General features: G+C 68.3%; 13 protein-coding genes. 5 read left to right on the top strand and 8 right to left on the bottom strand.

Annotated features, from left to right (window positions below; translation table 11 throughout):
• Positions 1 to 29: 29 nt before the first annotated feature.
• From BJ970_RS31500 to BJ970_RS31485, 4 genes are all read right to left on the bottom strand, one after another.
• Positions 30 to 1,250, bottom strand: coding sequence for an ABC transporter substrate-binding protein (locus tag BJ970_RS31500; protein ID WP_184730998.1), 1,221 nt, complete (start codon positions 1,248 to 1,250; stop codon positions 30 to 32).
• Positions 1,251 to 1,314: 64 nt separating this feature from the next.
• Positions 1,315 to 2,559 carry a CaiB/BaiF CoA transferase family protein gene (locus BJ970_RS31495; RefSeq protein WP_184730995.1) on the bottom strand — a complete coding sequence of 415 codons (1,245 nt, stop codon included), beginning with the start codon at positions 2,557 to 2,559 and terminating at the stop codon, positions 1,315 to 1,317.
• Positions 2,556 to 3,782, bottom strand: a complete 1,227-nt coding sequence (locus BJ970_RS31490) for a CaiB/BaiF CoA transferase family protein (protein ID WP_184730993.1) — start codon at positions 3,780 to 3,782, stop codon at positions 2,556 to 2,558. Before BJ970_RS31490 ends, BJ970_RS31495 begins: the two co-directional genes overlap by 4 nt.
• Positions 3,779 to 5,020: an FAS1-like dehydratase domain-containing protein gene (locus tag BJ970_RS31485; RefSeq protein ID WP_184730991.1), complete on the bottom strand. Its 1,242-nt coding sequence runs from the start codon at positions 5,018 to 5,020 to the stop codon at positions 3,779 to 3,781. Before BJ970_RS31485 ends, BJ970_RS31490 begins: the two co-directional genes overlap by 4 nt.
• Before the next feature lie 129 nt (positions 5,021 to 5,149).
• Here BJ970_RS31485 and BJ970_RS31480 point away from each other — a divergent pair, with 129 nt between their 5' ends.
• A complete protein-coding gene (locus tag BJ970_RS31480; protein WP_184730989.1) occupies positions 5,150 to 6,052 on the top strand; it encodes an IclR family transcriptional regulator in 903 nt (300 codons plus the stop codon).
• An 18-nt stretch (positions 6,053 to 6,070) separates the two neighbouring features.
• Here the strand turns inward: BJ970_RS31480 and BJ970_RS31475 are convergent, their stop codons facing one another.
• Entirely contained in the window at positions 6,071 to 8,443 is a 2,373-nt protein-coding gene (locus BJ970_RS31475) for a glycoside hydrolase family 65 protein (protein WP_312864566.1), read from the bottom strand.
• A gap of 285 nt (positions 8,444 to 8,728) precedes the next feature.
• Here BJ970_RS31475 and BJ970_RS31470 point away from each other — a divergent pair, with 285 nt between their 5' ends.
• From BJ970_RS31470 to BJ970_RS31460, 3 genes are read left to right on the top strand one after another with little or no spacing between them, the layout of a single operon-like run.
• Positions 8,729 to 9,208, top strand: a complete 480-nt coding sequence (locus BJ970_RS31470; RefSeq protein WP_184730985.1) for a MarR family winged helix-turn-helix transcriptional regulator — start codon at positions 8,729 to 8,731, stop codon at positions 9,206 to 9,208.
• Positions 9,205 to 10,014 carry an ABC transporter ATP-binding protein gene (locus BJ970_RS31465; protein ID WP_184730983.1) on the top strand — a complete coding sequence of 270 codons (810 nt, stop codon included), beginning with the start codon at positions 9,205 to 9,207 and terminating at the stop codon, positions 10,012 to 10,014. Before BJ970_RS31470 ends, BJ970_RS31465 begins: the two co-directional genes overlap by 4 nt.
• Positions 9,974 to 10,795 carry an ABC transporter permease gene (locus BJ970_RS31460; protein ID WP_184730981.1) on the top strand — a complete coding sequence of 274 codons (822 nt, stop codon included), beginning with the start codon at positions 9,974 to 9,976 and terminating at the stop codon, positions 10,793 to 10,795. Before BJ970_RS31465 ends, BJ970_RS31460 begins: the two co-directional genes overlap by 41 nt.
• Positions 10,796 to 10,834: 39 nt before the next feature.
• On the opposite strand, the gene BJ970_RS31455 is transcribed toward BJ970_RS31460, so the two are convergent.
• From BJ970_RS31455 to BJ970_RS31445, 3 genes are all read right to left on the bottom strand, one after another.
• Positions 10,835 to 12,271 (bottom strand): HNH endonuclease signature motif containing protein, encoded by a 1,437-nt coding sequence (locus BJ970_RS31455; protein ID WP_184730979.1) that lies wholly within the window; start codon positions 12,269 to 12,271, stop codon positions 10,835 to 10,837.
• 639 nt (positions 12,272 to 12,910) lie between these two features.
• Positions 12,911 to 13,363, bottom strand: a complete 453-nt coding sequence (locus BJ970_RS31450; protein ID WP_184730977.1) for a VOC family protein — start codon at positions 13,361 to 13,363, stop codon at positions 12,911 to 12,913.
• A gap of 151 nt (positions 13,364 to 13,514) precedes the next feature.
• A complete protein-coding gene (locus tag BJ970_RS31445; protein ID WP_221468329.1) occupies positions 13,515 to 15,788 on the bottom strand; it encodes an arylsulfatase in 2,274 nt (757 codons plus the stop codon).
• A 164-nt stretch (positions 15,789 to 15,952) separates the two neighbouring features.
• Here BJ970_RS31445 and BJ970_RS31440 point away from each other — a divergent pair, with 164 nt between their 5' ends.
• A complete protein-coding gene (locus BJ970_RS31440) occupies positions 15,953 to 17,044 on the top strand; it encodes a LacI family DNA-binding transcriptional regulator (RefSeq protein ID WP_184730975.1) in 1,092 nt (363 codons plus the stop codon).
• Positions 17,045 to 17,063 lie beyond the last annotated feature (19 nt).

Here is a 17,063-nt window from a genome sequence, read left to right as displayed (position 1 = left end):
GCCCCCGCCACTCGGCCGTCCGCGGCCGGTCACGGCCGCCTCGGGTAGTTGTAGGTGCCCGGGGTCGGCTCGACCTTCTTCTGGTTCGCGTTCCAGGTGTAGACGACCTCGGTGTGCAGGCCCTGCGTGGTGTCCGCGGAGTAGGTCACCGGACCGGCGGTGAAGCCCTGGGTGTCGATGGTCCCGATGTTCTTGATCGTGTCGAGGAACTTCGCGGAATCGCAGTCGGCGCCGCATTTCTTCAGCACCTCGGTGATGATCTGGGCCTGCAGATATCCGTACTGCGTGACGTGCGATGTCGGGTCGACGCTGCCGCCGGATGCCTTGACCCGGTCGAGGTAGTCCTTGACGGCGGGAGCGTCACCGCTCGGGTAGCGGATCTCGCGACCGACGTAGATCGACGGGTAGTCCAGGTCGGCGAGCTGGTCCTCGTGCGGGCCGCCTTGGCTGGTGAGGATCGTCGCCGTCACGCCGGCCGCCTTCAGCGCCTTGATCAGCGTGGTGCCGGAGGTGTCCGGCGCCATGAAGATGTAGTCCGGCTTCGCGGCGGCGATCTTGGCGGCCTGCGCGTCGAAGTTCAGGGTGCCGACCTTGTAGGACTCGTCGCCGACCAGGGTCCAGCCCTTGTCCGCGGCGATTTTCTTGATGTTCTCGCTGAACGACTCGCCCTCGGTGGAGATGTGGTTCACCGTGAGCACCCGCGGGCTGCCGCCCTTGATCAGGTTCGCGGTGGCGAAGTCGGACAGCATGAACGCCTCGTCGGAGATCACCGGTCCGCCCGCGCCGAAGATGTACGGCGACGCCGGCGGCCGGTTCAGCGAGGCCACCGGCGAGGCGATCAGCACGGGGATCTTGAGCTGGTCGATGGTGCTGACCGCGCCGGCCGTGGCGCCGGAGACGATCAGCCCGCCGATGGCGATCGGCTTCTGCTGCGCCAGTTTGGTAAGGCTCTGGATCGTGGTGGCCGTGTCGAACCCGCCGTCGGCCTGGCTCAGCTTGATCTGCTTGCCGTTCACGCCGCCGGACTTGTTGACGTAGTCGAAGTACGCCTGCATCCCGCCGCCGAGGTTCGAGCCGTAGACGGCGCTCGGACCCGACAAGGCGAGGGACGCACCGATGAGGTATTCCCCGGTATTCGAACCGGAGCCGGAGCTCCCGCTGCCGCCGCAGGCACTGACAACGGTGAGCGCGACCGTCGCCGCGGCGGCGGCCACCATGCGCGCGATCGGCATTCGACCAATGCGGTTCATCGTTGAACCTCCCGGGTTCTTCAGACGTTCGTCTGGCGAGGACGGCCCCAGCGCCGCGCATTCTCTAGAGGACGTGCCGGTCGCGGAGCCGGGTGATGTCCTCGGCGCTCAGGCCGAGCTCGCCGAGAACTTCGTCGGTGTCGTGGCCGCGGGCCGGCCCCGCGTGGGTGACGGTCAGGTCGTAGTTGGGCAGCTTCGGGGCGATCCCCTGCATCCGGACGAGCCCGAGCTCGCTGTCCGGCACCTCGATGATGTTGCGTCGCTCGATGAAGAACTGGTCGTCGAAGATCGCCTTGACGTCATAGACACGCTCGTAGACGACTCCGTTGACGAGCAGCGCCGCCTCGATCTCCTGGTACGTGTGCTTAGCGGCCCAGGCGACGACGCGCTTGTCGGCGGTGGAGAAGAAGCCCTCCAGGGTGTCCCGGTCGCGGCTGGCCAGCACGGTCTCGATCCGGTCGATCAGGTCCGTGGCCTCAACCGCGGTAAGGATGCGACGGATCGTGGCCGCGCCCACCGCGCTCGCGGTGAACCACACCTCGTCCGACGAGCGGTAGAGATTGCGCAGAACCCCGTGGCTGCCGATGAAGTTGCCGGGGCGATGCGGGACGATGCCGAGCTGGTCGTAGCCGATCACCTGGGTCGGGATGATCCGGAACATCGACTCCACCAGGGACGCATCGACCACCTGCACGCCCTCGGGCGCGACCCCGCGAAGCTTGCCGACGAGCGCGGCCATCGCGCCCAGGCAACCGAAAGTGCCGGTGACGCCGTCGGCCAGCGTCGTGGACGGGAAGACCGGCGGGCCGTCCGGCATGCCGGTCAGGTGGGTGAAGCCGCTCATCGCCTCGGCGACCGACCCGAACCCGGGTCGTGTGCGGTATTGGCCGGTCTGGCCGAACCCGCTGATCCGGAGCATGACCGCGCGGGCCCCCGCGGCCTGTAGTTCCTCCGGTCCGAGCCCCCAGCGTTCCAGGGTGCCGGGCCGGAAGTTCTCGATGATGACGTCCGCGTCGCGGGCGAGGCGCAGGGCGATCTCCCGGCCTTCGGGGGTGGAGAGCCGCAGTGTGATCGCACGCTTGCCGCGGCCGGCGACCTTCCACCACAGCGAGGTGCCGTCCTTGAGCGGCAGCATGGTGCGGACCATGTTGCCGTCCGGGTGCTCGACGGCTACGACGTCGGCGCCGAAGTCCGCGAGCATGCTCCCGGCCAGGGCTCCCGCGTACTGGTGGGCCAGGTCGAGAACCTTTAGGCCGGTCAGCGGGCCGCTGCGGCGCGCCGCGTCGGTGGCGGGCGTCGGGGCGCTCATCCGGTCTCCTCTCGTCCGACGACGCCGGCCTCGACCAGCGCGTCGATGTCTTGGGGGGTCTTGCCGAGCAGGTCGGCCAACACCTGTTCGGTGTGCTCGCCGATGTGCGGCGAGGTGTGGTGCCGCGCGTCCGGCCAGGCAGCCGAGCGAATCGGGTTGGCGGCGACATGTCCGGAGCGGGTCTGGGCCTCGTCGCGGACCTCGATCGTCGTGGCCGACTCCCGGGCCTGTAGCGAGTCGAGCGCTTCCTGCACCGAGTTCACCGGGGTGCACGGCACGTCGTTCGTTTCGAGGACGGCGCACCAGTCGTCGCGGGTGCGGCCCGCGAGGATCTTCTCGATCATCGGCACGAGCACGTCGCGGTTTTCCACCCGCGCGGTGTTGGTCGCGAACCGTGGATCGTCGATCCACTCCGGGTGGCCGAGCGCGGCCGCCAGCCGGCGCCAGAATGCGGCGGTGAACGCGCCCACGATGACGTAGCGGTCGTCGGCGCAGCGGAACGCCTGGTACGGCACGATTTGCGGGTGACCGCGACCGAGCCGGGGCACCGGGGTGCCCAGGTCGAGCACGCCCGGGATGTAGTTGGCCATCAGGGCGAGCGTGCTGTCGAACATGCTGACCTCGATGTGCTGGCCGTCGGGGTGTGCGTCCCGCACGAGGAGCGCGGCGAGCACGCCGGAGAGTCCAAAGAGGCCGGTGGCGTAGTCCGAAATCGGGACGCCGACCCGGACCGGATCGCCCTCGGGTTCCCCGGTGATGTCCATCAGCCCGGTGACGCCTTGCATGATGATGTCGTTGGCCGGCCGCCCACGCCAGGAACTCGCGGCGCCGAACGCCGAGATCGAGCAGTAGACCAGGCCCGTCCGCAACGCGCGCAGGTCCTCGAAGCCCAGGCCCAGCTTGTCCAGCACGCCAGGCCGGAAATTCTGGATCACCAGGTCGCAGTGCGCGGCGAGTTCGCGGGCCAGCGCAACGCCTTCGGGGGTGTGCAGGTTGATCGACACGCTGCGCTTGTCGGGGTTGAGTGCGACGAAGTAGTCGGAGTGCTTCGGCCCGTGCATGGGCTCGCCCATGTAGCGTGCGCCGTCCCCGCGGCCGGGCTTCTCGATCTTGACGATCTCCGCGCCGAGGTCCGCGAGCCACATCGTGGCGTACGGACCGGCCGCGGCGTGGGTGAAATCGAGGACCCGGTAGCCCGCCAACGGGCGGGTCGCCGCGGTCACGGCGCGACCGCCGGGAGCGGCACCAGGTCCGGTGCGGTCTGGGCGAGGTATGCCGCCCGGTCCTGGCGGCGGGACCGCGCGGCGGCGACGGGGCTCGGGCCGCCCCGGCGCGGCAACGCGAGGACCGCGCGGCCGGGCATGGTGTTCTCGCCCAGCTGATTGGTGCAGGCGAATTCCAGCTCGACCACGGCGTCCCCGTCGTCGTCGACCCACTTGCGGGTCACGGAGCCGCCGATGCGGGTGAGGTCGCCGAAGTAGTTCATGCCGCGGATCTGGGTGCTCGCGGACTTGAGGAACGAGTTGTCCCCGGCCCAGTCGGTCAGTGCCTGCAAGGTCCACTGCTGGCGCTGGATCCCGACGTCGTAGGGCGCGGGCAGCCCCGATGACCGTGCCGCGTCGACGTTTTCGTGGACGCGGATGTTCGGTTCGAGCACGCCGATCGCCGGGTTGCGAAACGCCCACTTCGGGTGCTTGCGGTAGTGCTGCAGGGCCATCGCGTGCGCGGGTTGGTAGACCGGCTGCGAGCCCAGGTACCAGGAGATCATGTCCGTCGCGCAAAGCGGGCCCTTGAGCAGATCGGCCATCCGGTCACCGACCTGCACGTCCTCCCAGAAACGGTCGACCGCGCCGCGGCGCTCGTAGGCGAGGATCTCCGCCTCGATCGCCTCGATCTCCTCACGCTGCCAGACCTTCATCTCCCGCGCGGCCTTGGCGCCGCGCTTGCGGCTGCGCCGCCGCTCGCTGCGGATCGAGTAGGACTCGGCCTCCGCTAGGACGAGCCCGTCCTGCGTCGCGTACACGGTCCGGAAGAAAACCCACACGGACGGGCCGGCGAATGTGCTCTCCCGTTCCTCGATGCGGTCGAGCCAACAGCTGACCGTCGGCGACGTGCCGAGCGGGATCGGCTGAAAATAGCGCCACGTCGTCCCGGCGTGCAGGCCGTGGACACCGGGCAGACCGACCTGCACGTAGGTCGGATGCGTCGAGTAGAGGATGCCCTGCGGTGCCACCGGCGCCCCGAAAACGCTGCGCCGCGCGTGGTCGTGGTCCCACCACAACGGGTTGTCGTCGCCGATTCCCCAGCAGTAGCGCCGGACCGCGTCGAAGTTCAGCTCGGTGTTCAGGATGAACGGGCGGCGGAGCTCGACCCGCAGGAGGTCGCGCATGCGCGCAAGTCCCTCCTCGGTGATTCTGCCCTCGCTGAGCAGGCCTTTGTCCATTGTGGCCTCAGCTGACATGGCACTCCTCGGGACAACTCGCGCTAGTGGGGACGACCGGGCCGCTGGTGATGGCAGTCACTCTGCCCAACCGCGTGTCTCGTTGTCAAGACACTTTTATTGAGTAAGAGACGATGGCAGGCTGGCGTCATGCCGTCACCCGTGCCCGCGATCGACCGCGCCGCCGAGATCCTCCGGTTCCTGGCGTCGGACCCGCGCACCACGCGCACCCTCAGCGAGATCGCACGAGCAGCCAACGTGCACAAGGCCACGTGCGCCTCGATCCTTGCCGCGCTTGAGACGCACGGGATGGTGCACAGAGACACCGCGACGCTGCGCTACGCGCTCGACTCCGGCAGCCTCCGGCTAGCCGAGTCGATGCGGCAGCGCTACCCGGCTTACACGGCGTCGCGCCCGGAGATCGCACGTTTGTCCGTGGAAAGCGGGCTCAGCATCGCCGCCATCGTCCGCGACGGCGACGACCTGGTGATCCTGGACGTCGTCGGCGACACCACCCCGTCGCACCTCGCCTTGCGCATCGGCATGCGGGTCCCGCTCGAACCGCCCATCGGGACGATCTTCAAGGCGTGGGGGGCGCGCGACGAGATCGACCGGTGGGTGAAGTTGCTCGTGCAACAGTACGGTGGCGACCGCGACCGGCACCTCGCCGCGATCGCGGCCCTTCGCACGCGGGGCTACTCGCTCGGCGGCGAGCACGACCTGGACCTCGAACTCGCCACCGCGCTGCAACGGGTGAACCAGCAGGACGGCGACGTCCGGGCGCTCGAAGTGGCACTGATCATCGCCGACAAGCTGCGCAACTCCCGGCACAGCAAGCAGCCCAACGCGGACGAGCCGGTCAACTCGATCATCGGCCCGGTCTTCGGCCCCGCAGGCGACGTCGTTCTGACGCTCAACGCTTACGGCCCGCTCGGTTCGGTCCGCCGCCGCGACCTCGACCGGCTGGTCCCGGTCCTGCTCCGCGCCGCGACCCGGATGACCCGCCTAACCGGCGGCCGGCTACCCGCCGTCTGGCCACACGGCGAGCCCTGATCCGCCGCCTGGCGGGTCTCAGCCGCCGGGAGCCGGTTGGAGCCGGCGGCGGGCCGGGGCGCGTCCGACGGGTTGGCGGGGTGGTGGGTTCTGCGGTGGCGGTGGGATCGGCAGGGTGATCGGTTGGCCCTGTGTGAGCACAATCGGCTTGCCGTGGTGAGAGGTGTGCAGCGACGGGCCGTCGAGCAGCGCGTAGATCGCCTCGTCGCGGCGGATGGTGACGCAGATACGGCTGTCGTTGAAGCATATCCGGAACGCGATGCGGCTCAGCTCGGGTGGCAGCCGAGGCGCGAAGCTCAATGTGCCGCCGTGGTCGCGCATTCCGCCGAATCCGGCGACCGCGGCGATCCATGCGCCGGAGAGCGCGGCGATGTGCAGGCCCTGGTGGACGTTCTGGTAGATGTCGTGCAGGTCCGCCAGGGCCGCTTCGCCGAGGTAGTCGTAGGCCAGTTCGAGGTGGCCGACTTCGGCGTTGAGCACCGCCTGCACGCACGAGGACAGCGAGGAGTCGCGCACGGTCAATGCCTCGTAGTACGCCATGTTCCTGGCCTTCTGCTCCGGGGTGAAGGCGTCCCCGCGCAGCCACATCGCCAGCACCAGATCCGCCTGCTTGACCACCTGCTTGCGGTAGAGGTCGAAGTACGGGTAGTGGAGCAGCAGCGGGTAGTTTTTCGGCGGGGTGTTCGCGAAGTCCCATTGGGCGTGCCTGGTGAACCGCTCGGACTGCGGATGCACTTCGAGCATTTCGTCGTAGGGCACCATCATCCTGTCGGCCGCATCCCGCCAACGGGCCGTTTCCTCCTCGTCCACTCCCAGTTCGCGAGCCACTTCCGGACGCAACTCGCAGTGGGCAGCCGCCTCGTGCAGGTTCCGCTGCGCCATTAGGTTCGTGAAGACGTTGTTGTCGACGACGGCGGTGTACTCGTCGGGCCCGGTGACACCGTCGATGCGGAACCGGCCGTGCGTGTCGTGGTGGCCCAGCGACGTCCACAGCCGCGCGGTCTCCACCAGCAGTTCCAGCCCGGTGGAGGCCTCGAATTCCTTGTCTCCGGTGGCGGCGAGGTAGCGGGCGGTGGCGTCGGCGACGTCCGCGTTGACGTGGAACGCCGCGGTGCCGGCCGGCCAGTAGCCGGAGCATTCTTCGCCGTTGATCGACCGCCACGGGAACGCGGCTCCGGCCTGGCCGAGCTGCGCCGCGCGGTTTCGCGCTTTGTCCAATGTGGAGTGTCGCCATTGCAGTGCGCTGCGGGCGGCATCCGGGACGGTGTAGGTGAGCAGCGGCAGCACGAATGTCTCGGTGTCCCAGAACGCGTGCCCGTCATAACCCGGGCCGGTCAGTCCCTTCGCCGGGATCGCCCTGGTCTCCCCGCGGGCACCGGCCTGCAGCACGTGGAACAGGGCGAACCGCACCGCCTGTTGCAGTTCCGCGTCGCCGTCGATCTCGACGTCGGCGGCTTCCCAGAAGTCGTCGAGGTAGGCACGCTGCTCGTCGAGCAAGCCCCGCCAGCCGCTCTGCCGGGCGCCGGCCAGCGCGGCCTCCACCTGCGCGCGCAGCGCCTGCGGGGACCGCTGGCTGGACCAGCCATACGCGACGTACTTGGTGAGCGCAAGCTTGTGCCCCCGGGGTACCTCGGTGGCCACGCTCAGGCGGGCCAGGTCTTCCTCGGTCCGGTTTTCCGTCCATATCGGACCCGGCGCGTCCACCTCGTGATCCATCGCCGCCGCCATCCGCAGGCCGGACTTGCGGGTGTGGTGGCCCAGCACGGCACGGTTGCCCTCACCCACGGCGAAGTCGGAAACCAGCGCGCCTTCCAGCACCGCGGCCACTCGCGGATCGCCGCCTTCCCGCTCGATCGGTTCGTTGGCGAGCAGTTCGGACTGAACGACAAGCTGTGCCTGTCCGTCCAGCGGCTCGACCTCGTAGTGGATCGCGGCGATGGCGCGTTGGGTGAACGACACCAGGCGTTCCGAGGTGATGCGCACGCGCCGCCCGGTAGGCGAGACCCACTCGGTGTGGCGGCGCAGCGTCCCCGACCGGAAATCGAGCACGCGTTCGTGGCGCGGGGCCGAGCCGTAGCGCATGTCCACCGGTTCGTCCTCGACCAGCAAGCGGATGATCTTGCCGTCGGTCACGTTGACCACGGTCTGCCCGTCTTCCGGATATCCGTAACCGGCCTCGGCGTACGGCAGCGGTCGTCGCTCGTAGAAGCCGTTGAGGTAGGTGCCGGGCAGGCCGCTGGGCTCGCCCTCCTCGAACGAGCCCCGGAACCCGATGTGGCCGTTGGACAGCGCGAAGGTCGACTCGGTACGGCGAAGTGCGTCCAGGTCGAGCCACCGCCACCGCAGTTCCCACGGGGCCACCTCGTAACCAGGTAGCTGAGGAGTCGTCACAGCGTCCACCACCCCTTGTTTCAGCGGTTCTCGGCCAGGAGATCGGCCAGGTCCGACACCACGACGTCCGCGCCGTGCGCCCGGCGCCACACGCGCCCGGTGCGTAGCGCGCTCCCGTCCCGGCTGGTCCATGCTCGCAAGTTTTCCGGGCGCGCCGGAGTCCAAACTTCGATCGAGCACGGCCGTGGGGCGTCATCGTGCTCCTGGTCCTTCGCGCTATGCGTGAATTTTCTACCCTTTCGGCTCGCACTAGGAATAAATCGTAATAAGAGGTATGTTGTGGTTATGAGTGATCCGGTGCTGCTCGGCGACGAGCTGATGTCCGTGCTGGCCGGGCTGCGTCGGCGGGTGCGCCGCAAGCTGCGCCCGCAGGTGCCGGGGCCTAGGCTGCGCGGAGCGCACATCGAGCTGCTGCGCGCCGTCGAAGCACGCCCGGGGATCGGCGTGAGCACGGCGGCCCAGGCACTGCACATGGCGCCCAACTCGGTCAGCACGCTGGTCAACCAGCTGCTCGACAACGGGATGTTGAGTCGGCAGACGGACCCGGACGACCGGCGCGCGGCGCGGCTGTACCTCACCGGCGCCGCCAAGCACCGCCTGGAGCTATGGCGCAAGGCGCGTTCGGAACTCGTCGGCGGCGGCATCGCCCAACTCTCGGAGCCGGAACTGGACGTACTGCGGCGCGCGCTGCCGGTGCTGCACAGCCTGCTCGCGAACTTGTCCACCGACGAGACGCTCGAACCGGGCGACGGGGAGGCGTTATGACTGGAGAGCTGGCGGTGCGTTGTGCGGGACTGCGGCACAGCTTCGGGGACACGGTCGCCGTCGACGGCATCGACCTGCGCATCGAATCCGGCATAGTGTTCGGGCTTCTCGGCCCGAACGGCGCCGGGAAGACGACCACGATCCGCATGATCGCGACCCTGCTGACCGCCCCGGCTGGCGCGATCGAGGTGTTCGGCGTCGATGTGAACCGGCGCAAGCTCGCCGTTCGTAGGCTGATCGGCTATGTGCCGCAACAGCTTTCCGCGGACTCGGCGCTCACCGGGCGGGAGAACGTTGCGCTGTTCGCGCGGCTCTTCGACGTGCCGCGGGCGCACCGGCGGTCCGCGGTGGAGGCGGCGTTGCATTCGGTCGGACTCGACGACGTCGCCGAGCGGACCGCGGGCACCTACTCCGGCGGCATGATCCGCCGACTGGAGCTGGCCCAAGCACTGGTCAGCGCGCCGCGCCTGCTGGTGCTGGATGAACCGACCATCGGGCTTGACCCGATCGCGCGTGCGGCGGTGTGGCAACGCATCGACGAGGTGCGGGCCGCCACGGGGATGACAGTGCTCGTCACCACGCACTACATGGAGGAGGCCGCCCGGCAGTGCGACCGCGTGGCGTTGATGCACCACGGCCGAATCCGCAACGAGGGGACCCCGCGAGAACTCTGCGCCGCGGTGGGCCCGGAGGCAACGCTCGAAGACGCATTCCGGGCGGTGACCGGTGACGCGCTGGGCGACGAGACAGGGGAGGGGTTGCGCGATGTCCGTGCCGTACGACGCGTCGCACGTCGTGTCGGTTGAGCCGCTGCGGCGCGGCCCGGTGGGCCTGGTGGTGTCGCGAATCGCGACGATGTGCCTGGTAGAGCTGCAGAAGTTGCGGCACGACCGCACGGAGCTGGTCACCAGGGCGATCCAACCGGCGCTGTGGCTGCTCATTTTCGGCGAGACTTTCACCCGGCTGCGGGTGATCCCGACCGGGAACGTGCCGTATCTGGACTACCTGGCGCCGGGCATCCTGGCCCAGTCGGCGCTGTTCGTCGCGATTTTCTACGGCATCCAGATCATCTGGGAGCGCGACGCGGGAGTGCTGGCCAAACTGCTCGTCACGCCGACGCCGCGAGTCGCGATGGTCAGCGGCAAGGCGTTCGCCGCCGGGATACGCGCCCTCGCGCAGGCACTTGTGGTGTTGGTGCTCGCCGCGGTGCTGGGCGTCGCCATGACGACGAATCCGCTGCGACTGCTGGGCGTGTGCGTGGCAGTGGTGCTGGGCTCGGCGTGCTTCTGCTGCCTTTCCATCACCATCGCCGGACTCGTGCTCTCCCGGGACCGGCTGATGGGCATCGGGCAGGCGATCACCATGCCGCTGTTCTTCGGTTCCAACGCGCTGTACCCGGTGGACCTGATGCCGGGCTGGCTGCAGGTGGTCAACCTGGTCAATCCGCTGAGCTACGAGGTGGACGCATTGCGGGGCCTGCTGATCGGCACGCCCGCGGACTTGTCACTGGACTTCGGTGTACTGGCCGTGGCGGCAGTGACGATGATCTGCATCGCCTCCGCCCTGCTGGGCAGGCTTGCCCGCTGACCGGGTTGCGTTGGGGAAACGCCGTTCTCCCGCCTGGCCTCAAGGGGTCGATGCAACACCTGCTGAAATGATCTTCGAGGAGTTGTTGTGGTGTCGGACCGCCGCTTCGGGACGCGAGCGGCGCGTTTCGCCCGCCGGGTCCCGTTGGGTGGGGATGAGGTCCCGGAGGTGTTGGCGATGCTGGGCGGGCAGTGCCTTGCCGCCTGGTCGCGGTCTTCGGTCGATGTCCACGGTGGGTGGTGGGATGAAGACGGGTCTGCCGTCGCGTATCTGGATTTCCCATCGGTGGTTGTGCACGGTGCGGTGGTGGTGGCCGCATAGCATTGTCATGTTGGCGAGTTCGGTGGGGCCGCCGTCGATCCAGCTCACGAGGTGGTGGGCGTCGGGGGTCCCCGGTGGCCGGTCGCAGCCGGGAAAGGAACAGGCACCGTCGCGTTGGAGTAGCGCGGCGCGCAGGTGTGCGGGTGCGGTTCGCCTGGCCCGGCCGAGGTCCAGGGGCAGGCCAGCTCCGTTGAGAACCATGGGCAGTACTTCGCTGTCGCAGGCGATGCGCCTGGCGTTCTCGGCGGTGATGGCACGCCCGGTGTTGAGCGTGCCGGGCATGCCGTGCTCGTCGGGGAAGCCCAGCCCGCGTTTGAGGTCTTCGAAGTCGATGGTGATCGTCAGGTGCGGCCGTTGCCCACCGGCACGCGGCATCCCGTCGGAGTCGGTGGCCAGATCGAGCAACGCGGCGAAGCCGTCGGCATTGCGCTGCCCGGCACTGCGAGGGTCCTTCTCCCCGTCGGCGGTTTGCGGGCACGGGGCGGCCAGCGGCTCGATGAGCGCAACGAATTTCGCCCCGGTCTCGCGGTCCAGCCGGGCCTTGATGACCGTCATCCCGTCACGGCCGGTCCCGTAGTGCAGTTCCCGAGCCTCGTGCTGGTCGGCTTCGTCCTGGTAGGCGCCGTCCTGGTCGAGTAGATACCTGATTCGTTCGGCGATTGTCTCCAGTTCACGCGGCGGCATCTGGCGGGCGTAGCCGGCCAGGGTCGCCTCGACCTCACTCACCCGGTGACAGCGGGCGTACTCGGGCAGCCGGTGAATGCCCGCCACGATCACCCGCGCGTGTTCGAGGCTGATCGCGCCTTGCGACAGGGCGGCGGCGGTCTGGGGAAGCTCGGCGGGCATCGTCTCGCCGTAGAGCGAGGCCCGGTCTTCGACGTTGTGGGCGACCGTCACCCGGGTTGTGGCGTCTCTCTGGTCGATGTTGAGCAGTTCCCGCAACCACACCTGCATCGACCTCGCGCCGCGTTCGGCGTGCAGCCCCCGGCGGTCGGCCTCGGCGATGATCTGCAACTGCTCCATCATCGCCACCCGCATGGCCTGCTCACAGCGCTGGATCCGGGCGATGAGCTCGGCATCCGAGCACGACACCACAGACGAGGGCGAAGACATCATCTCCACGCTCGCGTCCCGGGTGTCCGTCAACGGTGCCATGCCTCCATTCTCCCAGATTCGAACACCCATTCGCACGTTTTCGGCATCGCTTGATCAGGTGAAAACCCCACCAAAACCACGAAAACCCCCACCCCACAACAAAAACTCATCCACCACACGCCGAAGGTGCCCCTCACCGCGACCGATCAAAACCCTTACGAAACAACCCTAAGCCGACCGGCACCAGTCCCAGCCACGACGGAATCCGCCGCCCCGGCAACGTAACCTGCCGGTTGTGTCAGCCCAGTCCGGGGCCATCCCCGCGATATAAAGCCGAACCGGGGCTGTGGGCCGGATGTCAAGCCTGAAACCTCGAAGAGGCGGCCGTCAGGCCGGGCTTGACCTCCGGAACGCAGCCCCCATACTCCACCGATCGCGGGGATGGCCCATCCAACACGGAACCTCCCACAGCCCCAACCCCCTCAAAAGGCGTGCGAATCATGCCAAGGCGGCCCGGGAACCAGGTCAACACGGAACCTCCCCCAGCCCCAACCCGCTCGGAAGGCGCGAATCATGTCAAGGCGCCCGGGAACCAGTCAACACGGAACCTCCCACGGCCCCAACCCCGTCGAAAGGCGCGCAAACCACGTCAACGCGCCGAAAATCCCTCAGGCCGCGGACTCCGCATCCTCCAACTTACTAGTCGTTGCCCGCCGGTGGGTCGGCGAAGATTCCTTCGAGCATGCCCGTGGCCTGCCCGATCTCGATGAGGTAGCCGTCCGGGTCACGCAGGTAGCACCGGATCTCCGCTTTCCGGTCGATCGGTTCGGTGAGGAACTCGGCCCCCTTGTCCCGTGCCTCGGCATAGAAGGTCGCGATGTCGGCCACCCGCACGTTGATGAATGCCGAGACCGGATCGGACGGTTCCGGTGCGCGCAGAACGACATCGGGCTTGTCGGGGGTGGGGCCGCCACCCGGGTTCATGATGATCCAGGAATTGGCCACCTTCACGATGCAAGGGTTCTCCTCGAGTACGACGTGACCGCCGAGGATGTCGGCGTAGAACTCGCGTGCGCGGCCCACGTCGCGGACAGTCAGGAAATGCGTGAGCACCAGCCCGTGCTCGGGTGTCGGCCAGTCGTCTCGCTGCATGGTTTCCCCTCCCGTACAGGCACTTGGCCCGCGGATGGCCTTCAACCCTAGGACCGATGGACCAGCGCCGCCACTGGCCGGCGCGGCCGCGCGCTGGTGCCGGGGTTTCCCCAATTTTCGGCAAAATCGGAAACCGCAGTCGCCCCGTGGCTCAGTCCTGGGCGAGGGCTGCTTGCCAGACCTCCTCGGCGGTGTCCTGTTGGTCGTTGTCGAGGTCGACGACGACCTTTCGCAGGGTTCCGGCGAAGCGGAACGGGCTTTGGTACCGGTCGCTGACGGGCGAGGGGCTATTGTGTCCGGCTTGGGTGGACAGGCAGCCGAAGCCGCCGGGCAGGGTGCGGTCGAGGTGGCAGTTCGCGGACGCGGTGTCGTCGATGTAGAGGGTGGCCTCGGCGCCGAGGCCGTTGCGGTCGAGGCGGACGGCGAGGCGGGTGTCGCCGGTCGGGACTGGGAAGTCGCTGGTGAGCACGACGTGTCGGCCGGCCAGGTTGTAGTCGAACCACAGCTGATTGTCGACCACGAACAGCGAGAAGCCGGCGGCTCGTCGTCCGTGGGCGAGCAGGACCCCGTCGGCGTCCTTGTCGGGGCGATGGACGTCCGCGGTGATGGTGAACGATCGTCCGGCGAAGTCGGGGCCGAGTACTCGGTTGAGGGCTCGGGTGCCCGGGAGGAATTCGTAGCGCGTCCGGACCGACGCGGCGGGGTCGACGGCCTCGGCGCGTTCTCTCTTGCGGTCGTCAAGTGGCAGGACGTCGTAGCGCTCGGCCTCACGCCACCAGGCCGCGACCATGTCCTCGACGAGTTCGGGGTATTCGCCGGCTCGGTCCTGGGTTTCGGAGCGGTCCTCGTCGACCTGGTAGAGCTCCCACTGGTCGTGCTCGAAGGGCTCGCCCGGCTGGTGATGGGTAATGATTTTCCAGCCATCACGCCAGAGTCCGCGCTGGCCGGCGGTTTCGAAGTACTGCCGGTCCCGCGTGGTCGGTGCGTCGGCGTCGTGGAAGGTATAGCGCATGGACACGCCGTGCAGCGGTTGCTGTGCAATGCCACGGTAGGTCTCGGGCGCGGACACGCCAGCGAGATCGAGGATGGTCGGGGCCAGATCGATGACGTGGTGGAACTGGTCGCGGACGCCGGGTTGGACGCGACTGCCGGCCGCGGGCTTGACGATGAGCGGGGTCCGGATACCGCCGGCGAAGGTGTAGGACTTGTAGTACTTGAACGGGGTGTTGCCGGCCTGTGCCCATCCCGCCGGGTAGTGGTTGTGCGTCCAGGGGCCGCCGAGCTCGTCCATCGCGTCGATGTTGTCCTGGAAATCGTCGGGTAGCCCAAGGAAATACCGGTACTCGTTGAGTGATCCGTGTCGGCCGCCCTCGCCGCTGGCGCCGTTGTCGGAGAGCAGCATGACGACGGTGTCGTCGAGAAGCGCTTGCTGCCGCAGGAAGTCCAGCAGCCGTCCGATTTGGGCATCGGTGTGTTCCATGAATCCGGCGAAGGTCTCCTGCATCCGCGCGCAGAGCTTGCGCTCCTGCGGGGTAAGGCTGTCCCAGGCCGGTACCCCTGGGTTGCGCGGTGCCAGCCTCGTTTCCGGCGGGACGACGCCGAGACGGATCTGCTCGTCGAGCACCCGGACGCGTTCGACGTCCCAGCCCTCGTCGAACACTCCGCGATAACGCTCAATGAACTCCCGGGGCGCCTGGTGCGGGGCGTGGCACGCGCCGAAGGCCAGGTAGGTGAAAAAGGGACGGCTGGGATCGGCCGTGACGTGGTCGCCGATGAACTCCTTGGCCCGGTCGACGAGATCTTCGCTGAGGTGATAGCCGTCCCCGGCCGGCGGATCCACGCGGTGCTGGTCGTACCAGAGTTCGGGTGCCCACTGGTCGTCCTCGCCCCACAGGAATCCATACCAGCGGTCGAAACCGCGGCCGGTGGGCCATTGATGGAACGGCCCCGAAGGACTCATCTGCGCGGGCCCGGCCAGATGCCACTTGCCCAGCGCGTGGGTCCCGTACCCGCGCGCGCCGAGCATCTCGGCCAGGGTGCCCGCCGACGGCGACACCGAGCCCCGAGCGTTGGGGTAGCCGGTGTCGAAATCCGCGAGGAAACCCATGCCCACCGAGTGGTGGTTGCGCCCGGTGAGCAGGCAGGCACGCGTTGTCGAACACAGCGATGTCGCATGGAAGTTCGTGTAGCGCAGCCCCGAGTCCGCTAACGAGTCCATGTGCGGCGTGCGGATCCGCGCCCCGAAACATCCCAGCTGCGCGAACCCGACGTCATCGAGAACGATCACGACGACGTTCGGCGCGCCGGCCGGCGGGCGGATCGGGGCCGGCCACGCGGGTGTGGACTCGGCGATGGTGCGCCCCACCGTCCCGGCGAAGGAGTGCGAGTTGCTCGGCGGACACGGCCGCTCAGTCATGTCAGTCATGGCGTCTCTCGAAGTGCGCGCCCATATCGAGCTGGGCCTTGACATCAGCGACGGCGGGCGCGGAGTATTGGCAACGTTGACAGCACGATAGTGCCACGCATCCTTAGCGCTGACAACTTTCTCGTCTTTGTGTTTCCCCGTAAGGGCAAAGGAGCCTGCTAGTCATGACCGGCGATATGTCAACGTTGCCAGGCGGCCCGTCCGATGAGACAGCATCGGGCCGGTCGGGTCGCCGCCCGACGTTGCGTGACGTCGCCAAGAGAGCCGGCGTCTCCTACCGCACGGTCTCCCGGGTGATCAACGGGGAGAAGTTCGTCGCGCCCGAGACGACGGCCGCGGTCAACGCCGCGGTCCAGGCACTCGATTTTCAGCGCAACGACATTGCCCGGATGCTGCGGCAGGGCGATACCACCATGACGATCGGGCTGGTCATCGAAGATCTGGTGAACCCCTTCTACGCGCGGTTCGCCCAGCAGGTGGCCGCCGATGCCAAGCGGCAGGGATACGTGATGCTCACCGCCAGTGGCGAGCACAACCCGGACGCCGAACGCGAGGCCATCGACGCGTTCTTGCGGCGCCGGGTCGACGGCCTGCTGGTCTTCCCCGCCTCCGCCGATCACGGCTACCTCCAGCAAGAGCTCAACCGGGGCACCCCGCTGGTGTTCGTCGACGCCACGGCCAAGGGCATCGACACCGATGCCGTGGTGGCCGACAACCACGGTGGCGCACGCAAGGCGGTCGACCATCTGTTGCGCCACGGCCACCGGCGGATCGCGCTGCTGGCCGAAAGCACGCGCCTGGACGTCGCGCAGGAACGTCTCGCCGGATATCAGGACTCGCTGACGCGCGCCGGTGTCGCGGTCGACTCCGAGCTTGTGCACCTGGATCTGCGCACCACATCCGATGCCCGGGTTGCGGCCACGACCGTGATGTCAATGCCCGAGGAGCGTCGGCCGACGGCGATCTTCACGGCCAGCAACCGCATCACCATCGGCACCCTGGAAGCCCTGCAGGACCTCCACGAAGGCGTCGCGCTCGTCGGTTTCGGCGACTTCGAGACCGCCGGCCTGCTGTCCCCAGGCGTGACCGTCGTCCGCCACGACCCGGCCGAGATGGCCAAAATCGCCGCCCGCCTGCTTCTGGAAAGGCTCACCGGCGCTCGCACGGCGCCGCCCAGCACGGTGCGGATTCCCGTCGAACTGATCAGGCGCGGTTCGGGAGAACTGCCGCCGCCCTTGCCCCCCACCCACCCCTAGCCCAAGCTCAACCGCACGA

Source organism: Saccharopolyspora phatthalungensis (genome assembly GCF_014203395.1).
Classification (GTDB): domain Bacteria; phylum Actinomycetota; class Actinomycetes; order Mycobacteriales; family Pseudonocardiaceae; genus Saccharopolyspora; species Saccharopolyspora phatthalungensis.
This window is presented reverse-complemented; position numbering and strand designations above follow the sequence as displayed.